The sequence below is a fragment of the Thalassotalea euphylliae genome (assembly GCF_003390335.1).
Taxonomy (GTDB): domain Bacteria; phylum Pseudomonadota; class Gammaproteobacteria; order Enterobacterales; family Alteromonadaceae; genus Thalassotalea_F; species Thalassotalea_F euphylliae_B.
This window is the reverse complement of the sequence record NZ_QUOU01000001.1, coordinates 2581459-2603623: the sequence shown is the minus strand read 5'-3', so window position 1 is coordinate 2603623 and position 22165 is coordinate 2581459. Positions and strand designations below refer to the sequence as shown.

The 22165-nt window shown below is 43.8% G+C and carries 23 protein-coding genes; 7 read left to right on the top strand and 16 right to left on the bottom strand.

From position 1 onward, the window contains the following. Nucleotides 1–37: 37 nt before the first annotated feature. From fnr to ccoN, 9 genes are all read right to left on the bottom strand, one after another. Nucleotides 38–754 (bottom strand): fumarate/nitrate reduction transcriptional regulator Fnr, encoded by a 717-nt coding sequence (gene fnr / locus DXX93_RS11555; protein ID WP_116008225.1) that lies wholly within the window; start codon nucleotides 752–754, stop codon nucleotides 38–40. Nucleotides 755–801: 47 nt separating this feature from the next. Further along, complete coding sequence (locus DXX93_RS11550; protein ID WP_116008224.1) at nucleotides 802–1473, bottom strand: sulfite exporter TauE/SafE family protein; 672 nt, start codon at nucleotides 1471–1473, stop codon at nucleotides 802–804. Further along, the gene (ccoS, locus tag DXX93_RS11545) at nucleotides 1473–1745 is read right to left on the bottom strand and encodes a cbb3-type cytochrome oxidase assembly protein CcoS (RefSeq protein ID WP_116008223.1); all 273 of its coding nucleotides are present in this window, start codon (nucleotides 1743–1745) and stop codon (nucleotides 1473–1475) included. Before ccoS ends, DXX93_RS11550 begins: the two co-directional genes overlap by 1 nt. Then, the gene (locus tag DXX93_RS11540) at nucleotides 1742–4135 is read right to left on the bottom strand and encodes a heavy metal translocating P-type ATPase (RefSeq protein WP_116008222.1); all 2394 of its coding nucleotides are present in this window, start codon (nucleotides 4133–4135) and stop codon (nucleotides 1742–1744) included. Before DXX93_RS11540 ends, ccoS begins: the two co-directional genes overlap by 4 nt. Before the next feature lie 10 nt (nucleotides 4136–4145). Continuing rightward, a complete protein-coding gene (locus DXX93_RS11535) occupies nucleotides 4146–4640 on the bottom strand; it encodes a FixH family protein (RefSeq protein WP_116009932.1) in 495 nt (164 codons plus the stop codon). 254 nt (nucleotides 4641–4894) lie between these two features. Continuing rightward, nucleotides 4895–5869, bottom strand: a complete 975-nt coding sequence (gene ccoP / locus DXX93_RS11530) for a cytochrome-c oxidase, cbb3-type subunit III (RefSeq protein WP_116008221.1) — start codon at nucleotides 5867–5869, stop codon at nucleotides 4895–4897. Beyond that, on the bottom strand, nucleotides 5869–6042 hold the full coding sequence (locus DXX93_RS11525; protein ID WP_116000412.1) for a cbb3-type cytochrome oxidase subunit 3: 174 nt from the start codon (nucleotides 6040–6042) through the stop codon (nucleotides 5869–5871). The genes ccoP and DXX93_RS11525 overlap by 1 nt, the downstream gene beginning before the upstream one ends. Nucleotides 6043–6048: 6 nt before the next feature. Next, nucleotides 6049–6693, bottom strand: a complete 645-nt coding sequence (ccoO, locus tag DXX93_RS11520; protein WP_220347602.1) for a cytochrome-c oxidase, cbb3-type subunit II — start codon at nucleotides 6691–6693, stop codon at nucleotides 6049–6051. Between the two features lie 23 nt (nucleotides 6694–6716). Next, nucleotides 6717–8141 (bottom strand): cytochrome-c oxidase, cbb3-type subunit I, encoded by a 1425-nt coding sequence (gene ccoN / locus DXX93_RS11515; protein ID WP_116008219.1) that lies wholly within the window; start codon nucleotides 8139–8141, stop codon nucleotides 6717–6719. A gap of 288 nt (nucleotides 8142–8429) precedes the next feature. On the opposite strand from ccoN, the gene DXX93_RS11510 reads away from it, so the two are divergent. Further along, nucleotides 8430–8891, top strand: coding sequence for a hypothetical protein (locus DXX93_RS11510; protein WP_116008218.1), 462 nt, complete (start codon nucleotides 8430–8432; stop codon nucleotides 8889–8891). Between the two features lie 265 nt (nucleotides 8892–9156). Here the strand turns inward: DXX93_RS11510 and DXX93_RS11505 are convergent, their stop codons facing one another. From DXX93_RS11505 to gloB, 4 genes are all read right to left on the bottom strand, one after another. Beyond that, nucleotides 9157–11193, bottom strand: coding sequence for a M3 family metallopeptidase (locus DXX93_RS11505; protein ID WP_116008217.1), 2037 nt, complete (start codon nucleotides 11191–11193; stop codon nucleotides 9157–9159). Between the two features lie 138 nt (nucleotides 11194–11331). Then, nucleotides 11332–11955, bottom strand: a complete 624-nt coding sequence (locus DXX93_RS11500) for a LysE family translocator (RefSeq protein ID WP_116008216.1) — start codon at nucleotides 11953–11955, stop codon at nucleotides 11332–11334. Between the two features lie 101 nt (nucleotides 11956–12056). Further along, entirely contained in the window at nucleotides 12057–13673 is a 1617-nt protein-coding gene (locus tag DXX93_RS11495) for a LysM peptidoglycan-binding domain-containing protein (RefSeq protein ID WP_116008215.1), read from the bottom strand. A gap of 85 nt (nucleotides 13674–13758) precedes the next feature. Further along, nucleotides 13759–14574 (bottom strand): hydroxyacylglutathione hydrolase, encoded by an 816-nt coding sequence (gloB, locus tag DXX93_RS11490; RefSeq protein ID WP_116008214.1) that lies wholly within the window; start codon nucleotides 14572–14574, stop codon nucleotides 13759–13761. Between the two features lie 179 nt (nucleotides 14575–14753). Here gloB and DXX93_RS11485 point away from each other — a divergent pair, with 179 nt between their 5' ends. The 3 genes from DXX93_RS11485 to DXX93_RS11475 all read left to right on the top strand — a co-directional run bounded on the left by DXX93_RS11485 (nucleotide 14754) and on the right by DXX93_RS11475 (nucleotide 17418). Further along, nucleotides 14754–15563 carry a class I SAM-dependent methyltransferase gene (locus tag DXX93_RS11485; RefSeq protein WP_116008213.1) on the top strand — a complete coding sequence of 270 codons (810 nt, stop codon included), beginning with the start codon at nucleotides 14754–14756 and terminating at the stop codon, nucleotides 15561–15563. A 172-nt stretch (nucleotides 15564–15735) separates the two neighbouring features. Further along, nucleotides 15736–16431, top strand: a complete 696-nt coding sequence (locus DXX93_RS11480; RefSeq protein ID WP_181902207.1) for a DUF1223 domain-containing protein — start codon at nucleotides 15736–15738, stop codon at nucleotides 16429–16431. Nucleotides 16432–16515: 84 nt separating this feature from the next. Continuing rightward, nucleotides 16516–17418, top strand: coding sequence for a haloalkane dehalogenase (locus DXX93_RS11475; RefSeq protein ID WP_116008211.1), 903 nt, complete (start codon nucleotides 16516–16518; stop codon nucleotides 17416–17418). A 113-nt stretch (nucleotides 17419–17531) separates the two neighbouring features. Here DXX93_RS11475 and DXX93_RS11470 read toward each other — a convergent pair whose 3' ends face one another. Continuing rightward, nucleotides 17532–17942: a hypothetical protein gene (locus DXX93_RS11470; RefSeq protein ID WP_116008210.1), complete on the bottom strand. Its 411-nt coding sequence runs from the start codon at nucleotides 17940–17942 to the stop codon at nucleotides 17532–17534. A 279-nt stretch (nucleotides 17943–18221) separates the two neighbouring features. On the opposite strand from DXX93_RS11470, the gene DXX93_RS11465 reads away from it, so the two are divergent. The 3 genes from DXX93_RS11465 (at nucleotide 18222) to DXX93_RS11455 (ending at nucleotide 20386) form a co-directional block, all read left to right on the top strand. Then, on the top strand, nucleotides 18222–19079 hold the full coding sequence (locus DXX93_RS11465; protein WP_181902206.1) for a LysR family transcriptional regulator: 858 nt from the start codon (nucleotides 18222–18224) through the stop codon (nucleotides 19077–19079). Between the two features lie 157 nt (nucleotides 19080–19236). Then, nucleotides 19237–19524, top strand: coding sequence for a hypothetical protein (locus DXX93_RS11460; RefSeq protein ID WP_116008208.1), 288 nt, complete (start codon nucleotides 19237–19239; stop codon nucleotides 19522–19524). Nucleotides 19525–19585: 61 nt separating this feature from the next. Continuing rightward, the gene (locus DXX93_RS11455; RefSeq protein ID WP_116008207.1) at nucleotides 19586–20386 is read left to right on the top strand and encodes a methyltransferase family protein; all 801 of its coding nucleotides are present in this window, start codon (nucleotides 19586–19588) and stop codon (nucleotides 20384–20386) included. Nucleotides 20387–20622: 236 nt separating this feature from the next. On the opposite strand, the gene DXX93_RS11450 is transcribed toward DXX93_RS11455, so the two are convergent. Together DXX93_RS11450 and DXX93_RS11445 are read right to left on the bottom strand one after the other, a co-directional pair. Continuing rightward, the gene (locus DXX93_RS11450) at nucleotides 20623–20925 is read right to left on the bottom strand and encodes a hypothetical protein (RefSeq protein WP_147302683.1); all 303 of its coding nucleotides are present in this window, start codon (nucleotides 20923–20925) and stop codon (nucleotides 20623–20625) included. Between the two features lie 199 nt (nucleotides 20926–21124). Next, complete coding sequence (locus DXX93_RS11445) at nucleotides 21125–22165, bottom strand: IS481 family transposase (protein WP_116007550.1); 1041 nt, start codon at nucleotides 22163–22165, stop codon at nucleotides 21125–21127.

The window sequence follows — 22165 nt, the reverse complement described above, 5'->3', positions numbered from 1 at the left end:
TGACCGGAGAAAACCGACTAAGTTAGCCGATTTTTCCCTATATCATGGCGACTTCGTTGAGCTGGTCAAGGTTATTGATGGTAATCAGCTTACCTTCAACAGTAATCAAGCCTTGCTTGTGAAAACGGTTTAGTAGCCGACTGATAGTTTCAACCGTTAAACCGATGTAATTACCAATGTCACCACGCGTCATCGTTAAACGAAACTCAGCGGCTGATAAGCCTCGTGCCTTGTAGCGGGTGCTCAGCGAAGAGATAAAAGTTGCTAAGCGCTGTTCAGCATTTTTGCGATTAAGTAGCGACAACATTTCTTGATCTGAACGAATTTCATTACTCATCAGCCTTAACACTTGGCGTTTTAGGGCTGGCATCGAGTTAGAAAGTTCATCAAGCGTGTTATAAGGAATTTCGCAAACCATTGAGGTTTCAAGCGCTTGCGCAAAACTTTGATGTTCGCTGCTAGCTAACGCATCGAAACCAAGCAAGTCGCCAGCAAGGTGAAAGCCGGTAATTTGCTCTTCACCATTTGAATCGATAGTAAAGGTTTTAAACGTACCAGAGCGGATCGCAAAAAGAGAGTGAAGGGCTTCACCGTCTTGGAAGATTTTTTCACCTTTGTGAATAGGGCGTTTGCGATCGATGATATTGTCGAGCGTGTCCAGCTCTTGTTCATTAAGGGAAAAGGGTAAGCAAAGCTCACTGATACTGCAGTTTTGGCAATGAATATGGTTGTTGCTTGCACAGTGACTAGACATGAGAAGATAACCTTAATATTTCCTTGGAATTAAGCATATGTATGGTATTAAATCATAGCATTGTACGCAATATACAAAGTGTAAATACCATAACTGATTAGACCAGTAGCCAGTATGTATCTAAATGTAAGATTTTGTAGTAATTTTTTGATGGAAAAAACGCCAAAAGATAAGGTTAACAAAGCGGGTAAGGTGCCTAAACCAAAGGCGGCCATAATCAGCGCTCCTTGTCCAAAGCTGCCGCTTGCTAGCGACCAAGTTAAGGTTGAGTAGACTAAACCACAGGGTAGCCATCCCCAAACAGCCCCTAAGCCAAATGCCTTGCGTTTATTATTGACGGGTAAGAAGTGTTTAGCGAATGGTGAAATGTATTGCCACAAGCGCTTTCCAGCTTGTTCTACTTTTGCTAATAGCATAAACCACTGAGCTAAATACAGGCCCAGTAAAATCAAGAATACACCTGAAATTAACCGTAAGCCATTAAGCGGTACGCCGAAATTTTTTGCCGTTATCGAGCCCGTAAAGCCCACCAAACCGCCAATTAAACTATACGAAAGAATTCGACCGAGGTTATAGCCAAAAACCAATGACCATTTTTGTTGACGGGCAGTTTGTGGAATAGCTGATAGTAACATGCCTGACACGCCACCACACATCGCAAGACAGTGGCCAGCACCGAGCAAGCCAATGACAAAGGCAGAGAGAAGATCTATGTTCATTAGCTATCTGAATTGGAAGAGTTACTTCGGTGCTGCGTTTGTTCCCGCTCAGTACTCGTTAGTTGCTCGTCGCCAGCAGTGCTATCTTGTGTTTGTGCATCGACTTTGGGTGGGCGCTTGCTTTTTTCGAGCTTTTCATCCTCAAACAGAATACTGAGCCCTTCTTTTTCAAGATCGTTAAACTGCTCTGTTTTTACTGCCCAGAAGAATAAATAAATACCCACGATTAACAGGATGATCGCAATGGGAATAAGTACGTAAATTACACTCATTTTTTCAATAGTCGCAATGAATTAGTGATCACAAGTATAGAGCTTGCTGACATACCAATAACCGCCATGTACGGGGTAATAAAGCCACAAACGGCAAGCGGTAATACAATGGCATTATAGCCAAATGCCCAGCCGTAGTTTTGCCATATGATACGCTTAGTTTTTTGCGCAACGGTTTGCAGCACATTCAGTGAAGATAGCTTGTTATTCAATAAAATGACATCAGCGCCGCTTTTAGCGACGTCGGTGCCACTGCCCATCGCCACTGAGACATGAGCAGCACTAAACACTGGCGTGTCATTAACACCATCGCCGACCATGGCAACAGTCTTGTCGTGTTGCAGGCGATTGACGATTGCCATTTTTTCGTGTGCACTCAAACTTGCGTGTACTTCATCAATCGGTAGTTGAGACGCTATTTGCTGGCAGCCAGCCATGCTGTCACCAGAGAGCATCAGCGTACCAATATTGCTTGCCTTTAGCTTAGTTAATACTTGGCTGGCATCTTCTCTGGCACTGTCTTTCAGGTATATTGCAGCGACAGGGTGGTCGTTAATGAACACGGCAATTTGCGCATCTTCGCAGCCTAACGTTTTTACTTGCTGTGCGTCAGTCATTAACCAAGAGACTTTACCTACAGTCATGGCGTTGCCGTCGACAGTACCTGAGATCCCTAAACCTGCGTGAACTTTGGTGTCAACAGCGTTAATTTGAAAGTCACGAAATGGCACGAATGCTTTGGCTAACGGGTGCTGAGAGTGAGCCTCTAGTGCGGCAACGAGTGTTAGTATCTGTTGTTCACTGTGGTTGTCATTAAAACGTTTCACCTGAGTGACTTGGAACTCACCTTGCGTTAATGTCCCAGTTTTATCAAAAGCAAAGGTATCAACCTCAGGTACAGTTTCCATGACATGGCCTGATTTAATCATGATACCGTCGCGATTTAAGCGTGTTGTACCACAGGTTAATGCGGTTGGTGTGGCTAAAGACAAGGCACAAGGGCAGGTTGCAACGAGCACAGATAAGGTGATCCAAAACGCTTCGCTAGGCATGTGTTGGTACCAGTAAAGTGCGGTGCCAATAGCGGTTAACAGTATGATGCCGACAAAATATTGTGCAATTTTATCGGATAGTTGTGCAATTTTAGGTTTGTGCGCTTGTGACGATTCACTTAATCGAATGAGCTGGCTCAAGAAGGTGTCGCTGCCCGGCTGCGTAACTCGCGCAGTTAAGTTGCCATCGCCGTTGATAGTACCAGCAAAAAGACTGTCCCCTAGCTGTTTGGCGACAGGACGCTGCTCACCGGATAACATGGCTTCGTTCAAGTGGCTTTCACCGTGCGCTACGATACAGTCAGCAGGCACTGTTTCGCCTGGTTTAATCATGACAGTGTCGTTGATTTGCAGTGATTTTGCCGCCACATATTGCTCGATGTTGTTAACCAGCTTAGTGGCGGTCATTGGCATTAGCTTTAATAAGTTTGCCGACACTTGTGCGGCACGTGAGCGGGCGCGAAATTCCAGGAACTTGCCGATCAGCAGCAAGAAAGTGAACATGGAAACGGATTCAAAATACACTTCGCCTTGCTGACTTATCGTCGCCCAAGCACTGGCAAAAAAGGCCAATAATATGGCGATAGAGACGGGGACATCCATCGACAAACGGCGAGATTTTAACGCACTTAATGCGCCGATATAAAAGGGCAGCGCACCGTAAAAAATGATTGGTGTTGTTAGCAACAAACTGGTGTAGCGCAGATACACTAGGTTGTGCTCAGACATATCTGAAAATGCGCCAAAATAAAGGCCAACGGCGATCATCATCACTTGCATCATCAAAATGCCCGAAATACCAAGGCGCTTAATAAAGGTTTTACTTTGCGCAAGGTTTTGCTGCTCTGCATCACTGGCCTTAAAAGGTAAGGCGTGATAGCCAAGGCGCTCGATATGTTCGATGATTTTACTTAGTTTGATGGCTTTGTTTTGCCAATGTACTGATGCTCGCTGGGTGGTAGCGTTGACTGATATTTGGCTAACACCGGGGATCTGCTCCAGTTTCATCTCGATTAGCCATGCACAGGCGGCGCAGCTAATACCATCAACCGTTAAAATAGTCTCGCGGGTGTCACCACTTTGGTGAGTGAACTCGTGTTGTAGGTTGTCATCATCGAGTAATTGGTTGCGTTTTAATTGCTCAGGTACGAGTGCTGTGCCTTTCGGTGCATTTTCGGTCCGAAATTTATAGTAATCGGTGAGCTTGTTGTCAACAATGGTCTCGGCAACCGCCTGACAACCAGCACAGCACATTGCTTGTGCTTGCTGGTCAATCGTAACAAATAGCGAAATGCCCTTGGGAATGGGCTCGCCACAATGAAAGCAAGGTTCTGACATCTGTTCGGTATTACTGGGCTTGTGCAGGGTTCGGTATTAACTCAATGAATTCTTCTTGTGGTAATGCAACCGTTGCTTGCACTTTCCAGTTATTTTCAAATGAAGAAAGCGTAACACGCCACTTGCCAGATACTGCTTGTTCAAAGCGGTGTCGGAAATCACCGTTGCCGTCAGGTGTTAGCGCTAAGTAAAAGTCTCTTTCTTCAAGCGTTGGGTGATAGAAATTAGCATTGATCACTGGAAATACTTTCTCGATGCCTAATGGGCGAATCACGAGTTCGTTATCCGTTAACTTTAAGCCGAATTTCATGCCCAGCTTTTGTGCTAGCTTAACTTTAGATACTTCGATATTGATGGCTTTACCTTTTTTATAGTAGTCACCGACCACTAAGTCATCGGGATCGGTGTTTGCAATAATCACGGTAGTGATACCTGCGATTACCGCAGATAAAGGTAGGAAAAAGACTAACCAAGCCCACGGCTCTTTATACCAAGGAGTTTTCATCGAATACATCTGTAGATAATTTTGGTGCCATATTGTAGCGGCTTTCGCGAATGGTCACCACGTTTTAATCGCAATAAAAAGATCTACGTCAACAAATGCGAAAAGGTGCATTAATTTAGGCTGTGAATAATTTGCTGGCGGGGGGTATTGAGTTAAATGACTAAATTTGATGGTTAGCTAAGAGCTGTTAAGCAATAAAAAACGCCTTGCTAATCACTTAGCAAGGCGTTTTGAAGGCGACAAATAAACTGTCGTTATTTGTTAGATAAGCTGTAAACGTAAGCGCTGATCACGTGGATCTTTTCTTCGCCTAGGATATCTAACCAAGCAGGCATTACGCCGGCACGACCATTGCGAATTGATTCTTCAACCGCTTTTTGTGAGCCACCGTATAACCAGATGTTGTCGTTCAGGGCAGGGGCACCAAGGGCGATACCCATGGCATTACTACCTTGACCTTCTGGACCGTGACATGCCGCACACATAGCGAACTTAGGCGCTGCTTTAGCTGCGTCCTCAGCGTTAACTTCACGGCCACTCAAGCTTAATACGTAAGCTGCCATTTCTTTAACACCTTGCTCACCACCTAGTGCTGATTTCCACGCCATCATACCGTTAGCCTTACGGCCGTGGATTAATGAGTGCTTGATGTCAGCTGGTGTGCCGCCGTATAACCAATCGTTATCCGTTAGGTTAGGGAAGCCAGTTGTACCGCGAGCGTCAGAGCCGTGACATTGCGCACAGTTTTGTAGGAATAAACGTTGACCTACTTTACGTGCTTCTTCGTCACCCGCTAAATCTTCAATGCTACGCGCTGCGTAGGCTTCAAAGATTGGGCCGTATTTTTCGTCGGCTTGTGCTACTTCACGATCGTACTGGTTAAGTACACCAGAATCTGACTCTAAGTTAGCAGCAGTTAACGCTTTTGACTCTTCGATAGTCATGATGCCTTGGTTAGAAGACTTCCAACCAAACAAACCTTGCCAGTTACCTAAGCCAGGGTAGAAAAGTAAGTAGCCAAAGCCCCAAATGATGGTAATAAGGAAGAATGTTGACCACCACTTAGGCAGTGGGTTGTTTAATTCTTCGATACCATCGAATTCGTGTCCCATTGATTCCCCTTCAGGGACACCCGCAAAGTTCTTTAAACACCAGCGCAATAATAGGTAACAACCCACTAAAGTTCCCAGTGATAGAACTGTAATCCAAATACTCCAGAAGCTAGACATTATTTATTAGTCTCCTGTTTGTTTACCTCATCTTTGTGGTCTTCTTCGAAAATAGAGTTCGCAGCTTGGTCAAAAGACGATTTACGACTCTTACTGTAAGCCCACACCACAATGATGATAAAAAGTGCCAATATGAGGAGGGCGATTAACCCTCTTAGTGTTCCGTAGTCCATTGCTGGTTACTTCAACGCGTGACCAAGCGATTGAAGGTAAGCGATAATAGCTTCCATTTCCGTTTTACCTTCAACAGCTGAACGTGCATTTGCAATTTCTTCTGCTGAGTAAAGTGGAATTGAATCACCATTTTCGTCTTTGTGACCACGGTTACGAGTTAACAAGTTAAAGGTTTCTAGCTTCTTAGCTGTTAGCTTACCATCTAGCTTGTTCTCTTCTAACCATCTGAATGATGGCATGTTTGATTCAGGCACTACTGAACGTGGATCAATTAAGTGAGCACGGTGCCAGTCATCTGAATAACGTCCGCCAACGCGAGCAAGATCAGGACCTGTACGCTTAGAACCCCAAAGGAACGGGTGTTCCCAAACGTGTTCACCAGCAACAGAGTAGTGACCGTAACGCTCAGTTTCTGCGCGGAAAGGACGGATCATTTGACTGTGACATACGTTACAACCTTCGCGGATGTAGATATCACGACCTTCCATTTCTAACGCTGAGTATGGGCGTAAGTTGGTAACTGGTGTCGTTGTTTCTTTTTGGAAGAACAGCGGCGTAATTTCCACTAAACCACCAATACTGATCGCCATAATAGTGAAGATGAAGAACCAACCAACGTGCTTTTCAATTTTCTCGTGCTTGTTTTGCATATTATTTGCCATGATAACGCTCCTTAAGCTGCTTCAACTTTCTTAAGGCTGCCGTTTTCAGCACCTATGGTTTTTAACATGTTGTAAATCATGATTGCGAAACCAGCTACAACCAATGCACCACCTAAGAAACGCATAAAGTAGAACGGGTAAGAAGCGGTTAAGCTCTCAACAAAGCTGTAAGTTAGCGTACCGTCAGTGTTTACTGCGCGCCACATTAAGCCTTGCATTACACCAGAAATCCACATAGCAACGATGTATAAAACGATACCCGCAGTGTGCATCCAGAAGTGAATGTTGATTAAACGAACGCTGTACATACGTTGTTGGTTAAATAGCACTGGGATTAAGTGGTACATAGCACCAATTGATACCATAGCAACCCAACCTAACGCACCTGAGTGAACGTGACCAACAGTCCAGTCAGTGTAGTGAGATAGAGCGTTAACAGACTTGATCGCCATCATTGGACCTTCGAACGTAGACATACCGTAGAAAGACAATGAAACGATTAGGAAACGAAGAATTGGATCGTGACGAAGTTTGTGCCATGCACCAGATAACGTCATGATACCGTTGATCATACCACCCCAAGACGGTAGGAATAATACGACTGACATTACCATACCTAAGCTTTGTGCCCAGTCAGGTAGTGCAGTGTAGTGCAAGTGGTGAGGACCCGCCCAAATGTATAGAGAAACTAATGCCCAGAAGTGAACAATAGATAAACGGTAAGAGTAAACCGGACGTTCTGCTTGCTTAGGTACGAAGTAGTACATCATACCAAGGAAACCAGCGGTAAGTAGGAAACCTACGGCATTGTGACCGTACCACCATTGCATCATGGCATCGATAGCGCCTGAGTAAATGGAATATGATTTCAGACCTGAAATAGGAATTGCCATGCTGTTACCGATGTGAAGTACCGCAACAGTAATAATGAAACCACCGAAGAACCAGTTCGCTACATAGATGTGCGACGTTGTTCGCTTGATGACCGTACCAAAGAATACAATTGCATAGCTTACCCAAACCACCGTGATAGCGATATCGATTGGCCATTCTAATTCAGCGTATTCCTTACTTGAAGTGTAACCTAACGGCAGGGTAATAACGGCTGCAAGGATAATTGCTTGCCAACCCCAGAAGGTAAACGATGCTAAGCTGCCACCAAACAGTGCTGTTTTACAAGTTCGTTGTACAACATAGTAAGATGTAGCAAAAAGTGCACTAGTACCAAATGCGAAGATTACCGCATTGGTGTGCAGTGGACGTAGACGGGAGTAGGTTAGCCAAGGAGTATCGAAATTTAGCGCAGGCCAAATTAATTGAGCTGCAATTAAGACACCAACTAGCGTACCCACGAACCCCCAAATGACAGTCATCACAGTAAATTGACGTACAACTTTCAAGTTGTAGTCTACTGCTGATGTATTACTTTGACTCATGTTATGGTTTCCGCAGTTTTTAGTTATTCATAAACAGAACGTGGATTGCGCCAGCCGCCCCACAAATTAATCAAACACAAAGATTAAAGCTAACCTAAGTTATAGACCAATTTTTGCGAGTTAACCTAGCGGTTCTCCAACCCGTGCGCATATTAAAGAGTTACCCCAAAAAAGTCATTACCGTTAGGGATAAAACCTGTTCTAAATCAAAAAAAAACTGAGATAACCACCATAATCAAATAAAATGCCAGTAAAATAGGCTTTTCAAACCATTAACTAGGCCTAGCAGTGACCAAATTACCCCCGTTTATCATTTTGATTTTATTCTTAATATCTGGTTGCAAACCGAACAACGAAGGCAGGAATTTAGCGCAAGTGCCTAGCTGTATTTTTGGCCAATCAAGTTGTCAACTAGCGAGTAAATTTGGCGACATAAGCCCGCAATTTAATCAGACGTTTTTAGTGGCAGAAACCCCCTTTGAGCTGCATATAAACGAGCTTGGAAACGCTGTTGAAATTAGCTCAGCTTACATGGCTGGTGAAGATATGTTTATGGGAAAAATCCCCTTGTTTTTCAAACCAAAAGCACAAGGTGGATGGGTTGCGCAAAGTATGTTTGGCAGTTGTGCGCAAGCGCAAATGACGTGGCGCGTGTGGTTGACGCTTAAAGCCGCTGATGGGGAAATGCAAACCCTTAATTTTACGGTAAAAAGTTTTCGAAGCTTGTCGGCTATTCCAGAAGGTTTATAGCGACAAAAAAGATGTCTGTACGGGGGATGTCGTTAATGCCTTACTTTTACAAGAACTAGTTATTACAAGCGGCAAGGCTAATTAATTCAAATACTTATATTGATCATAACCTGCTAGTGAAAAATTTTTCAGATACCAAGGCAAATTTAACGTTGGTAGCAGTAAAAATAGTCGTTAGAAGTACATTCGTCATCCACAGTTGAGGCTGTTTATCAACCGTTTTTTTAGCTTGCTAACGGGGTTAAATCGGCATCATTACAATCCATTACTCTGCGCGGTAAGATTTTAATTTTTCCGCATATGTTTTAAAAGCAATTGGCCTACCAAGAAAGTCAGAAACTAATGCTTCAGCAGGCTTTGAACCACCTTTCTCTAAAATGTTTTTACGATACTTATCCGCCGTCTGTTTATTCATCATCCCATGAGCTTTAAATACCGAGAGGATCTCGGTTGAAATGGCCAATGACCATTGATAGGTATAGTAAGCTGCGCTATAGCCATTCAAGTGCGTAAATGAGGTATATAAATATTGATTTTTATTGGCAGGGAATAGCGTGTATTCAGATTGTAACTGGTCACTTAGCATATCAACATCTAGCCCTTGGGGGTTTTGATTGTATACCTCAAGTGAAAATGCGGCATAATGCAGTTGTTGCCGAGTATTCATGCCTAAATTGAAGTCGCGCGCAGCGATCATGGCATCAAACATCGCTTTTGGTAAAGCCTCTCCTTTTTCATTTGTTGCAAATCGTGACAGCGTTGGGTAGTGCCACACCCATTCTTCGAGCATTTGCGAAGGTGCTTCGATAAAATCACGTTCAGTAGTGACACCTGCGGTATTACTCCATTTTCCGTGAGCAAACAGTACGTGCAGTACATGTCCAAATTCATGCAGAAAAGTGACAACATCATTGTGTGATAAGGCTTCATTGCCACTTGGAAAGTTGGCAAGCATGGCGGCTATTGGTAGTTGTTTATTCTCAATACCTTGTTGCAGGGTGATAACTTTTGCATGAGTAAACTTTCCAGCCCTGGGGTGTAAATCAAGGTAAAACTTCCCTAATAATTTTTCGCCATCATAGACTTCGTATGCAGTCACATCCTCATGCCAAACCCATGGTTGCCAAGCTTTGATTTGAATATCAAAAAGCGCTTGAACTAATTCCAGTATCCCAGCTTGGGTTTTAGTGAAGCTAAAATATTGTCGAATAGCCTGAGAATCAACGTTTAACTGTTCTTTTAAGACAAGTTCATATAGGTAATCTCGTTGCCATAATTCCACTTTGGTAGCGGACGGGTTGATAAGCTTCAAGCGCTCTAGCAAACGAAGGTAGTCTTTATTGTCTGCCGCTTTAGTGTATTCATTGAGCTGATGTAAAAAGTGTTGAACCCTTTGGGGGAATTTTGCCATTTTGTCGCTAAGTACATAATCGGCATAAGTTTGATAACCTAGCAGTTGAGCATATTCATACCTTTTCGCAAGTAGTTGCGCGACAACCGGAACATTCTCAGGGTAAGCCCGTTGCCAAAATTCAAACCAAAGCTTTCTTTTGACGTCGTCACTCTCGGCATAGGATATTACTGGTACTAGATCAGGATAACGCGTCGATATCTCAATATCGCCATTTTCGTCAGGTGTTTTTGCGTTGATAAAATCTTCTGGTAATCCCTTTAGTTCCTCAGGTTTTACTTTTATATAACGGACACTTTCATTGATATTTCTATTGAACTCCTGCTCAATGGTGACTAATTCACGCAAAAGAAGGCGTAATTTCTCGCGAGTTTTATTATCCGTGTTAACGCCACTTTGTTGAAACTTGGTGATCTGCTTTTGTAGGGAATATCTCGTTTCGTCGTCAAGGTTTGCTCTGTTGATGGCTGAATACTTATTATAGATATCCTTTGATAAATAAATGTTGCTCTCAAGCGCCGATAGTTTTTGCTGACAAGCTCTAGCGGCTTCTCGTAACGCTGGCTGTTCAAAACTATCAGAAATGAGTCTCAATCGACCTGAAAAACTCTTTATCGACACTAACAGTGAATCAAAAGGCGCATAAAAGTTAAGCTGAGTAGGGGGGAGTTTTGAATTTTTGGCTAATTGCTTTTGATTTTCCGCGTTTTTTAGAAACTGAGCACACGATTCAGATATAGCTGTTGCTGAGTTTAAGCTATCAAGCGGAGTGGGCTGATATTTAGCCAGAAAAATTGGCGCTTTGCTTTCTCCTGATTGGGCTGCATTTGCTTCGTTGTTACAAAACGTTATGAGTAAAAAAATAGAAGTAAAAGCAACAACTTTCAACATAATCCATCATCCTGATATTTGACTAGCAACCTTTGGCTTATTGTCCGTGGTAAGCGGATAAGTCCTTACAACATGCTCTGATTCAGTTGAGGTTTAGTTGGAGCAGAGCAGCCGGTAAAAACTAACACATTAGAGCGCTTAACTGCTGCCTATAAATAACCATAGTGCGACAAAAAACATCAGCCCGCCAGAAATTTTATTGAGTAAATTGAGATTGTTACGAGATGTTAGTAACTTGCCAATGGTTTTACCTCCGGTGGCATAGAGCATCATGCAAATAAACTCTGAAAGTAATATAACCGCCACTAAAATGCTGAGTTGGGGGGCAAGTGGCATCGACTGATTAATAAAAGGGGGCAGCAAAGACACCATAAATGCCCACCCTTTAGGATTTGCTATCGCGGTAACAAAACCTTGTGAAAACAACTGTAATGGTTGGCGATTTACGTGTTGTTCTGCATTGATGGCGAATTTTCCAGTTGAACGCCACATTTTGAACCCGATATAAGCCAAATAAATCCCACCAATTGTTTTTAACACGGTAAAAATCGCAGGGTAATGAAGCATTACCGCTGCAACGCCCATTACAGCGGCTGTCGCAACGCTAGCAACGCCTAAAAGCTCTCCGAACATCATAAACAGTGTGCGTCTGACACCAATGCTCATGCCTAGCGACATTGCTAGCGTCATACACATGCCAGGCGTAATGCTGACAAAAAAGATCGTTGGTACAAAAACGGCGAGTAGTGTGCTATCGAACATCAATGGTTAACCAATTCAATTGCTTAGTTGAACATTTTTTTAAAAGAAAACGGCTCCTAGTTGGAGCCGCTGTCTGTAGTTTTATTGATAAGCTGCGAATGCTAGATACTGTTGGTTACGTCAACCGAGAGTTTAAGCATCTGGCCGGGTTGCAAATAATTTTTGCGGCTTAAACTATTCCAGCGCTCAATATCTTTTATCGTTACGTTAAATTTGTTGGCAATGCGTGCAAACGAATCACCACGGCGTACTTTGTAAGTAATGTTTCGCATGACAACTTGCTCAGCTGGCTTACCGGCGGTTTGTTTTAAGCCAGACTTTTGCCAAATCACTAACTTTTGGCCCGGCTTAATGTAATCACGAGGCGCCATGCCATTCCACTTGGCAATACTTTTAGTGGATACGTTGTACAAGCGGCTGATATCCCAAAGCGTATCGCCATTTTTTACCGTGTGATAGGTTTTGATGCCAGAGCGCTTGCGCTGCTGTGTTTTGGTCAAGCGCTGCTCTTGCGACAAAATATAATCATCAAGCGCTTGCGCGGCGACAGGGATCAGCAAATGCTTTCCGGCGCGAATGTTATTGCCGTTAATACTGTTAACTTTGCGGATAAGCTCTGGTGTCGTGTGAAACTTCTTCGCGATGCGAATTAAACTGTCGCCGGATTTAATTTGATAGCGTTGCCAAGATAGGCGCTCTTTGTCTGACAGTTTGGCCAAGCCCGTTTTAAATGCTTCGACTTTTGCGGTCGGCACGACCACATAGTGCGGACCATCAGGATCGGTCGCCCAGCGATTAAAGCCTGGGTTAAGGCGTTGAAATTCCGCCAGTGATAAATCGGCTAAACGCGCCGCTTTCGCCAGATCTAGCTGTGATTTAATATCGACAGCAGAAATCACTTGGCTGTTGTTTATTTTGTAAAGGTGCAAACCAAAGTCATCTGGGCGCTTAACTATGTCGGCTAGTGCTAACAATTTAGGCACATAAGCGCGGGTTTCTTTGGGTAAATCAAGCGACCAAAAATCCGTTGGTTTATTTTTGCGGGCATTGGCTTTCATTGCTCGCTTTACACGACCTTCGCCTGAATTGTATGCCGCCAGCGCTAATAACCAGTCACCGTCAAAATACTTGTGTAAGTATTTAAGGTATTTAATGGCGCCATCGGTTGAGGCAATAACGTCACGGCGTCCGTCATACCACCAGTTTTGCTTCATGCCAAAGCGTTTACCTGTCCCCGGTACAAATTGCCACATGCCTGAGGCTCTACCGTGCGAGTAGGCAAAGGGGTCAAATGCACTCTCCACAATGGGCAGCAAGGCCATTTCAATTGGCATATCGTTTTTTTCAAGCTCTTGCACTATGTGATGCATAAACGGCTCGGCGCGCTTGGCGACGCGATCTAAATAGCGTTGGTGTTTGGCATACCAGTTACGCTGAACGATAACCCGTTTGTTTTGTGGGATATCAAAAGAAATTTGCTGTTGAATGTGCTGCCAAATGTCGTCTGAAACGTGAATGTCATCATTGGCAAGATCGATATCAACATCAGCAACCGGGTGAATGACGTCTATCGACTCATCAGCCATCAATGCCTGATTAATTTCGAGCGGCGAGGCGATATGTGCGTTGGCGGTTAAATCGGATGATTGCTCTGGCTGTGTTGCTTGGCAGCCGAGCAATAGTAGTGAGGCTGACAAAGAAAGTGTTAACTGCTTCATAGACGCTTATTTTGACAAAAACTAACCGAATTCTACTGGTTTGAGAGACTAATTCAAGTTGTTATTAAATTTCCGCGATGTGAAGTTAAAATTCATCTTTCCAGCGGCGAACTGCGGCGAAAACCTCAACTTCCGTTACCAGTACTTTACCCGAAAAACGCTCAGCACTTTGCTTTACATCGGCATGGTTACTGCGCAAAAATGGGTTGATGGCAAGCTCAGTGGCAATATTGGTTGGAATGGTTGGTTGTGCTTTGGCGCGCAGTGACTTAGCGTGTCCAATATATTCCATCAATGCCTTGTTTTCTGGCTCTACTGCCTGAGCAAAGGCAAGGTTAGCTAGGGTATATTCGTGTGCACAGTAGACTTTGGTTTGTGGTGATAAACGTTTTAGCTTGGCAAGCGAATGGTGCATTTGCGCAGGCGTGCCTTCGAATAAACGACCACAACCACCGGAAAACAGCGTATCGCCGCTAAACAGCAGATCTTCATTGAAATACACTATATGACCAGCCGTATGTCCGGGCACATCAAATACCTCGAGTGATATAGCCGGGCTATCTAATGTCACCTGATCGCCTTCTGATAATGGCAAGCGGCAATGTGGAATGTTCTCATTGGCAGGACCATAGACCTTAATGTGATCACCGTAGCGTGCGATCAGTTGTTTGATTGCGCCAACGTGGTCATCGTGGTGATGGGTAATTAAAATCGTGGTGAGCGTTAATGAGTTCGCTTCAATGTATTCAATGCAAGGCGCCGCTTCGCCGGGGTCAACTAAAGCCACTGTACGTTGTTCCGATAGTACAGGTTGCTTAGATAGTTCAGGTTGCTCAGTTTGTTCGATGGCCCAAATATAATTGTCGTTAAATGCTTGAATCGCCGTTATATTAATAGTCATAGAGTTTTTGTTTCGCTAAATGTGCTTAGCTAAGCGTGACCAGCTAAATTCACGTGAGTTTTGGCTAGTATAACGAAATTCGGCAATTAAAAGGCAATTCAGCAAGAGTTAGTCGCAGTGCAGCAAAGTAATTCACAGCGATTTATAGCGAGAAATGAACAACAGGGTGATCACATACGATGAAGTCAGCATTAGCATATCGCGAGCCTAGTTCGCCACAGAATTGGCAAGCCCTGCCAATGGGTAATGTTGTGCTTGATGCGATTAACCAAACCATAGCGCCATGGACTGCAAAGTTTTTTGGTTATCACTTGTTAAAAATTGGTGCGTTAAGTGGTGCGCTTGATTGCCATTTATCACCCATTAATCACCAAATGACAGTGGCGCATTGTCGCACGAATAGCTCAGTGATTGCCGATATTGACGACTTGCCATTTATTGAGCATAGCGTTGATGTATGTTTACTTGGTCATGCGTTGGAATTTAGTGTCGACCCGCACCACGTGCTGCGTGAAGCAAGTAGGGTGCTTATTCCTAACGGCTATATGGTGATTACGGGCTACAATCCGATCAGCTTTGCGGGGCTGAATAAATTAATGCCATATCGCCGCAAGCAGATGCCTTGGCGAGAGCAGTTTTTTACACCGATGCGAGTTAAGGACTGGCTTGAGCTGATGGGGTTTGAGATCCTTGAAGATACTCGTATTTTACATTCTACGTTAGCAGGCCAAACGGCCACTAATCACACTAGCAAGGGTTCACCCAATGGTGATGACAAGCCTGTTCAGCAAGGAAAAATAAAACAAGCTTGGCAAACCTTTGCCCAAGCATACCTGCCCGCAATTGGCAGTGTTTATGTCATCGTTGCTAAAAAACGGGTACATCCACTAACGCCAATTAAACCTAAATGGCGATTAAGGCCTAGCCTGCAGCCTGCCAGAGTGCCGTCGATGAACAGTAATCGTTCACCCCGCGTTTCTAAGAAATAGTACTAAGTTACACTGGCACCACGCCATTTTAATGCTAAGCCACAGGGAAAATAGGGAAATTTTATCTCGATTGAACGTTTCTTAGTTTATAACCTTGCTTATGTCAGTGATCTGTATGCAGCGAATATTGTGCACCATTTTGTGCTTACTCCCTTTGGGTCTTTCGGTTTTTGTGAATAGTGCTAATGCGCAAACATTCGTTAGCCCAAAACAACAAGTCAACTTAGTCGAAGTCTACAGCTCGCAAGGTTGCAGCAGTTGCCCGCCTGCGGAAAAGTGGCTTAGCCAATTCAAAGAAGATCAGCGTTTATTTAGCCAGTTTATTCCCATCAATCTGCACGTTGACTACTGGGACTATATCGGTTGGAAAGACCCCTATGCGCTTAGCGCTTTTACCAAGCGTCAGCAAAACTATCAACGCTTTGGTCATACCAAAAATATTGCTACCCCAGGATTTGTCGTCAATGGCAAGGGCTGGAATGGCTGGTTTTATCGTCAACGTTTGCCAATTGATAACCAACTGGCAGTAGGTGAGCTAAGTGCACAAATTAAAGCGCAAGAGGTTTTGGTGAGTTTTGACGGCGTAAAACCATTACCGCCTTTTGCCCAAGCTCACATTGCAATTTTGGGTTTTGATCAGATAACTAGGGTAACTCGCGGCGAAAACAGAGGCCGTGCATTGCCACATGATTTTGTCGTGATCGATTACCAACAAGCAAGTATAAAAACTGACGGTAGTAAATTAACCGCGACACTTCCTTTGCCACATAGTGGTAAATTCGTCTCAAACAAGAAAGCGATAGTTGTCTGGCTTTCTGAGCGTTTTGATCCTAAACCTATTCAAGCTGTTGGTGGCTGGCTTGAATGATAGGTTTGGCTAAATATTTGACCAATAACGCCAACTTAGGTTTTGATAATTAAACTTATTAACGATAACAACAAGGAATACGACATGGCGATTAACGCACTTAGAACACCAGAGGATAGGTTTTCTGTTTTACCAGCTTTTTCCTATCAACCGAATTACGTGGATGACCTTGACGGTTATGAAACTTTGCGCATGGCATATATTGACGAGGGCGACAAGAACGCAGAGACCACGTTTTTGTGCCTGCATGGGGAGCCTAGCTGGAGTTATTTGTATCGAAAAATGATACCGGTGTTTACAGCGGCGGGTCATCGCGTTATCGCCCCTGATTTATATGGCTTCGGCCGCTCTGATAAGCCCGTTGACGAGGAAACTTATACGTTTGAATTTCATCGCAACAGTTTATTGCGTTTAGTTGAGCGACTTGACCTTACCAATATCACCTTAGTTTGCCAAGATTGGGGGGGCATATTAGGCTTGACGTTACCAATGGAAATGGCTTCGCGTTTTACGCGGTTACTTGTCATGAACACTGGTTTGCCCGCAGGTGATGGTGCAACAGAAGGGTTTTATCGCTGGCGCGGATTTTGTGCCTCAGTACCGGAAATTCCAGTTGGTGGCTTAATTGCAACGGATGCCGGAAGTGCCGTCAATATGCTTGATGTCGTGGCGTATGATGCACCGTACCCAGACAACCGTTATAAAGCTGGCGTTAGGCGGTTTCCGCAATTGGTACCCGTTGATCCAGACATGCCGGGAATTGATTTGACCACTCGCGCCAGAGCATTCTGGTCTAACGAATGGCAAGGGCAGAGTTTTATGGCTGTCGGGATGAAAGATGCGGTGCTAGGGGAAAAATCAATGGAAGTACTGCGCTCATTTATCAAAGGCTGTCCGCCACCGATGAAGCTAGAGCAAGCAGGCCATTTTGTTCAAGAATATGGCGAAGAAATTGCCAAGCAAGCATTAATAGAGTTTGGTTTATAAACCAGTTTGATAACTTGGTGGTAGGTATATATTTTATATTCACTATACCTACCATGACCCAACATGTGACCTAACATTTACGCTGTTAAAGATCGTCGCTGTGTTAGCTTGTATTAGTCGGCTTTAGAATAAATTGAGAGCAATGGAAATTTATGTCGGCCAAAATTAATGGTTAATGACAACGTTTCCTCCGCTTTAAAGTGCTGCTCGATATCTAACGGGCTAATTCGCTCGCCGTTCGCCGTCAGCGCCAGTATGTGCTTTTGATCTAGCATTCGCCATCCGCTGGCTAAATTTCTAATGGTAACCACAGCCCAGCGTTCACCAGCTTGATTACTCATTAAAGCATAGCTGACAATCGCAAAGTCACTTTTGCGAGGCTGACGGTTTTGTTCATTTGGAAAGGCCAGTTCAAAATTTTCGGGTATCAGGCGCTCAATGTTCAAGGCTTGCTGATTAGCGAATGCACTTATCTTGAAAAATGCCAAAAATAGCAGAACAACGAGCAATAGCTTTGGTTTCATCTATGGTTCCTGTTAATTAAGCTTGCAACATACTCTAGCTAAGCCTGCTTAACCTAACCTGAACCGATGCCCGCTATTTAACTTATATCAGGCGAGTATCGTTACTTTAGCGTAGATGGTTTGTTTTTTCGTTTACGACGAACGAGTACAAGCTTCATTAAGCCACCGAACGCCAAACGGATAGGCGCGCCCTCGATGGCTATCACTGGCTTCAACTCCCTGACTCAACTAAACTTGCTAAGTGCGTGTAGTTCCTTCTTTCACGTGTATTTGGATAATATGAAACTCAATACCGATCGATTGAATGCGTTTTATCAGGTGGCATTGGACAAGAACTTTTGTCAGGCGGCTGACAACTTGTTTATTACCCAATCAGCCTTGTCTCAGCGGGTGCTCAAGTTGGAGCAGGAGCTGGGTACCAGTTTGCTGATACGCAGTCCCGAAGGTATTGGTTTGACGGAGCAGGGGAAGATCCTTTTCGAATATGTGTCGGACTTGCAGGCACGCGAGCAAGATGTGTTGAATCAAGTGACTGGGCGCAGCGCCATCGCTAATGGCATTATCCGTGTGGGGGCATTCAGTTCAGTGATGCGCTCGGTGATCATGCCGTCATTATTGCCTTTGATTAATTCTCCCCATCAACTCAAGGTGGAGTTCTTTTCCAGAGAGCTGCGTGAATTACCTCATTTGCTGTTGTCCGGCGAAGTAGATTTCATCGTCGTGGATGCCGAATTCACTGATCCGCGTTTGCAATTTCAGTTACTTGGCCACGAAACCTTAGTGCATATACGTAGCAAAGTCAGCGAGCATCGGCTGGACCCGCCTATATTTTTAGATCATGATGCCCATGATGTCACCACCTTCAACTTTTTTGACAGCCAAGGGATGGCGGATTTTGAGTTCGACCGCTGTTTTTATGATGACGTCTACGGCCTAATAGATGGCGTCCGACTGGGGTTTGGTGAAGCCGTGGTGTCTGAGCATATTATCAAAGACAGTGACGATTTCGAGATCGTCAGCCATACGAAAACCGTCACCAGCCCAGTCATTCTTTGTTATGTGAAAAACCGCTACATGTCGGCATTACAAAAGCAGGTCATTGGGCACTTGCAACAGAATGCGCCTCGTTATTTGTGACCGCCCAGCAAGATTATTTTTTCTCTAATATCGGCTAACTCATTGTATTTATGAGTGTTGAAGTAATTCTTATAGGGCAATTAAATTTAATAATTGTACCTTCCTAACTGCTGTCATTAAGCTTGGTTTCGTCCAATAACGGAACGGGAAAAAGACGATGGTTAAGCAAATAAACACACTACAACACTCGACCAAATCTCAGGGGCAATCACATGCTACTGCAAAGCGGTATACGCAATACTTTTTAGGGCTGTGCGTCCTGTTCATTGTTTCAGCTGTTTCTTTCTGTCCTGTCACTCAGGCCGCACTAGCAAACGTGTTGCCGCCAATCATCTCTGTTTTGAAATTAAGTGGTTTGACATTCAGTGTTGAGGGGATTGCCTATTTGGCGTTTTTAGGCTTATTGGTGATTGGATTAAACATACGCACCAAGTATCAGGGTTGATACTTGGCAATAAACGGACTGATGCAGAAACCGACACATAACTTTAAATTAGGAAGATTCCATGAAAACATTACAACTTGCGATTAGCGCGGCCATATATTTGCTGTTTTGGTGTGTGTTCACGTATCTACTGGTCTTTTTAGGCGGACCATTCTTTAGCTATTATTTACCCCTGCCGGAAATCATTAAAACCGTAGGAAGTGGCCCGGTGATAGGTAATATTCCATTGTTACCAGCAGTGATAGCTAATGCCTTGCTTATTGTCGCCTTTGGTATACAACATAGTGTGATGGCCAGATCAGGGTTTAAAAAGCTTATCTTAAAATGGATACCTACATCGTTGGAGCGTAGCGTATTTATGCTAGCAACTTGCTTTGTGCTTATTTGGTTCTATCTGGCATGGCAACCGATAGGCATTATGGTCTGGCAAGCCACAGGAACAGCTTCGGTTGTGCTGCAACTTAGCTTCTTCGCTGGTGCAGGTCTGGTGTTGTGGTCAACCTTTATGATCAGCCACACCCAACTTTTTGGCATTGCTCAGGCTTGGTATGCCTATAAAGGCAAATCTATGGCAGAGGATGATTTTAAAACCCCGTCTTTGTATAAAGTTTCTCGCCATCCTATGTATCTGGGCATGTTGATTGTGTTCTGGTCAACTCCTGAAATGACGGTCGGTCATCTAGTTGTAGCAAGTTTGTTCTCTATTTATGTGTTTATTGGCATAGGTTATGAAGAGCGTGACTTATTGGCGAGATTTGGCAAAGCCTACGCCGACTATATGGAGCGGGTGCCACAGTTGTTACCTATCGGGTTAAAGCGAGTGCAAAGTACTAAACAGCAACCTGCAAAAGTCCGTACTTGATTTGTCCACTGATTTGATACTAGATCCTACAAGAGACCGTCTGTATAAGTGGCTGTTTATCATAGTGATAAGCAGCTACTAGAAATAAATGAGTCAAGGTAACAGTAACTAAAGTAGCTAAAGGGCTGGAATCGATGAACGTGAGCATCCAAGTTTTTATAAGTAATTGTTAATGTTAGCTTTTAGATATTTTACATTGATAATAATCTAACCGCTTTCACTTAACTTTTTTGGTACTAATACTTGTCGTTTTTCTTGCCCATAATATACTTCATTGCACCACCAAAAATACCACCTGAAACAAGCCAAATACCGATTTCTGTGAGTATAAACCTGATATCCGTTTGACCTGCAATTATGTTAGGCAAAGACATCACGCAAAACATCATTAGGGCGAACAAGAGTCCCATTCGCCAGTAAGAGGCTTCTTGATGACGCGGCAATGTCTCTATCGTTGCTTGTGCCATTCGACGCTCAGAAAATGCTAGCCATTTATTTTTTAACGGTGTTTTAAACCAACCCCAAAGTGGAAAAGTCACTGCTAGCACTATTAGGCTAGTAAAGTTCCACAAGCAAGGGATTATTTGATGACAAGACGGACAAAAGTAGCCAAACCAATTACCAAAAGCTCTGCTTTTTGACCAAATCAACCCGTGGTGTATGGTGTTGCAATGTGGGCAAGTGTAGAAGTTCAGACCTGATCTAACGATTACCAGTTTAGAACGGGTGTCCGTCAGGTTAGTTTGAACTTAAATTCTTTTCAGTCCAAACCGATTTACCATCAATGAGCGTTTCCATTGGCGTTCTGCCACAGCAGATTTTACCCTGATGGGTTCGTTCATTGTTGTAGTATTCGAGCCATTCGTCCAGATCTTTTTGAAGCTCATCTAAGCTCATATACAAGCGTTTACGGAATGTTACTTGATAGAATTCCTGTAATATCGTTTTGTGGAAACGTTCACAGATACCGTTAGTTTGCGGTGATTTGACCTTTGTTTTTGTGTGATCGATATCGTTAATTGCCAAATACATTTGGTAATCGTGATTCTCGATTTTTCCACAGTATTCCGTGCCACGGTCAGTAAGAATGCGTAGCATAGGAAGGTCATGAGATTCGAAGAATGGCAATACTTTATCATTAAGCGTATCAGCCGCTGTAATCGGTGTTTTCATTGTATAAAGTTTAGCGAAAGCAACCTTCGAATAGGTATCAACAAACGTCTGCTGGTAGACACGGCCAACACCTTTAAGATTCCCCACGTAAAACGTGTCCTGTGATCCTAGATAACCGGGATGCGCGGTCTCTATTTCACCGCAAGCCTCATCGTCTAGCTTCTTGCGCTCAAGTGCCTGAACTTGGCTTTCGGTGAGTATAATGTTTTCTTTCGACACCTTGTCTTCTAGGGCTTTTAAGCGACCTTTGAAGTTGGCTAAGCCATGACGCAGCCAGACGGAACGAACACCACTGGGAGAGACGAAGATGCCTTGCTTGCGTAATTCATTACTCGCTCTGGTTTGCCCATGGGCAGGATATTCGACCGCGTAATCAATAACAGCCAATTCAATCGCTTCATCGACTCGGTTTTTAACATTAGGTACTCGACGGTTTTGATTGAGTAAAGCTTCAACGCCACCTTCTTCATTTGCTTGTTGATAGCGATAAAACGTATCGCGAGATACACCCATCACTTTGCAAGCTTGCGTAATGTTACCTAATTCTTCGGCTAAGTTGAGTAAACCGACTTTGTGTTTAATGACAGGGTTGTTAGTATGAATCAT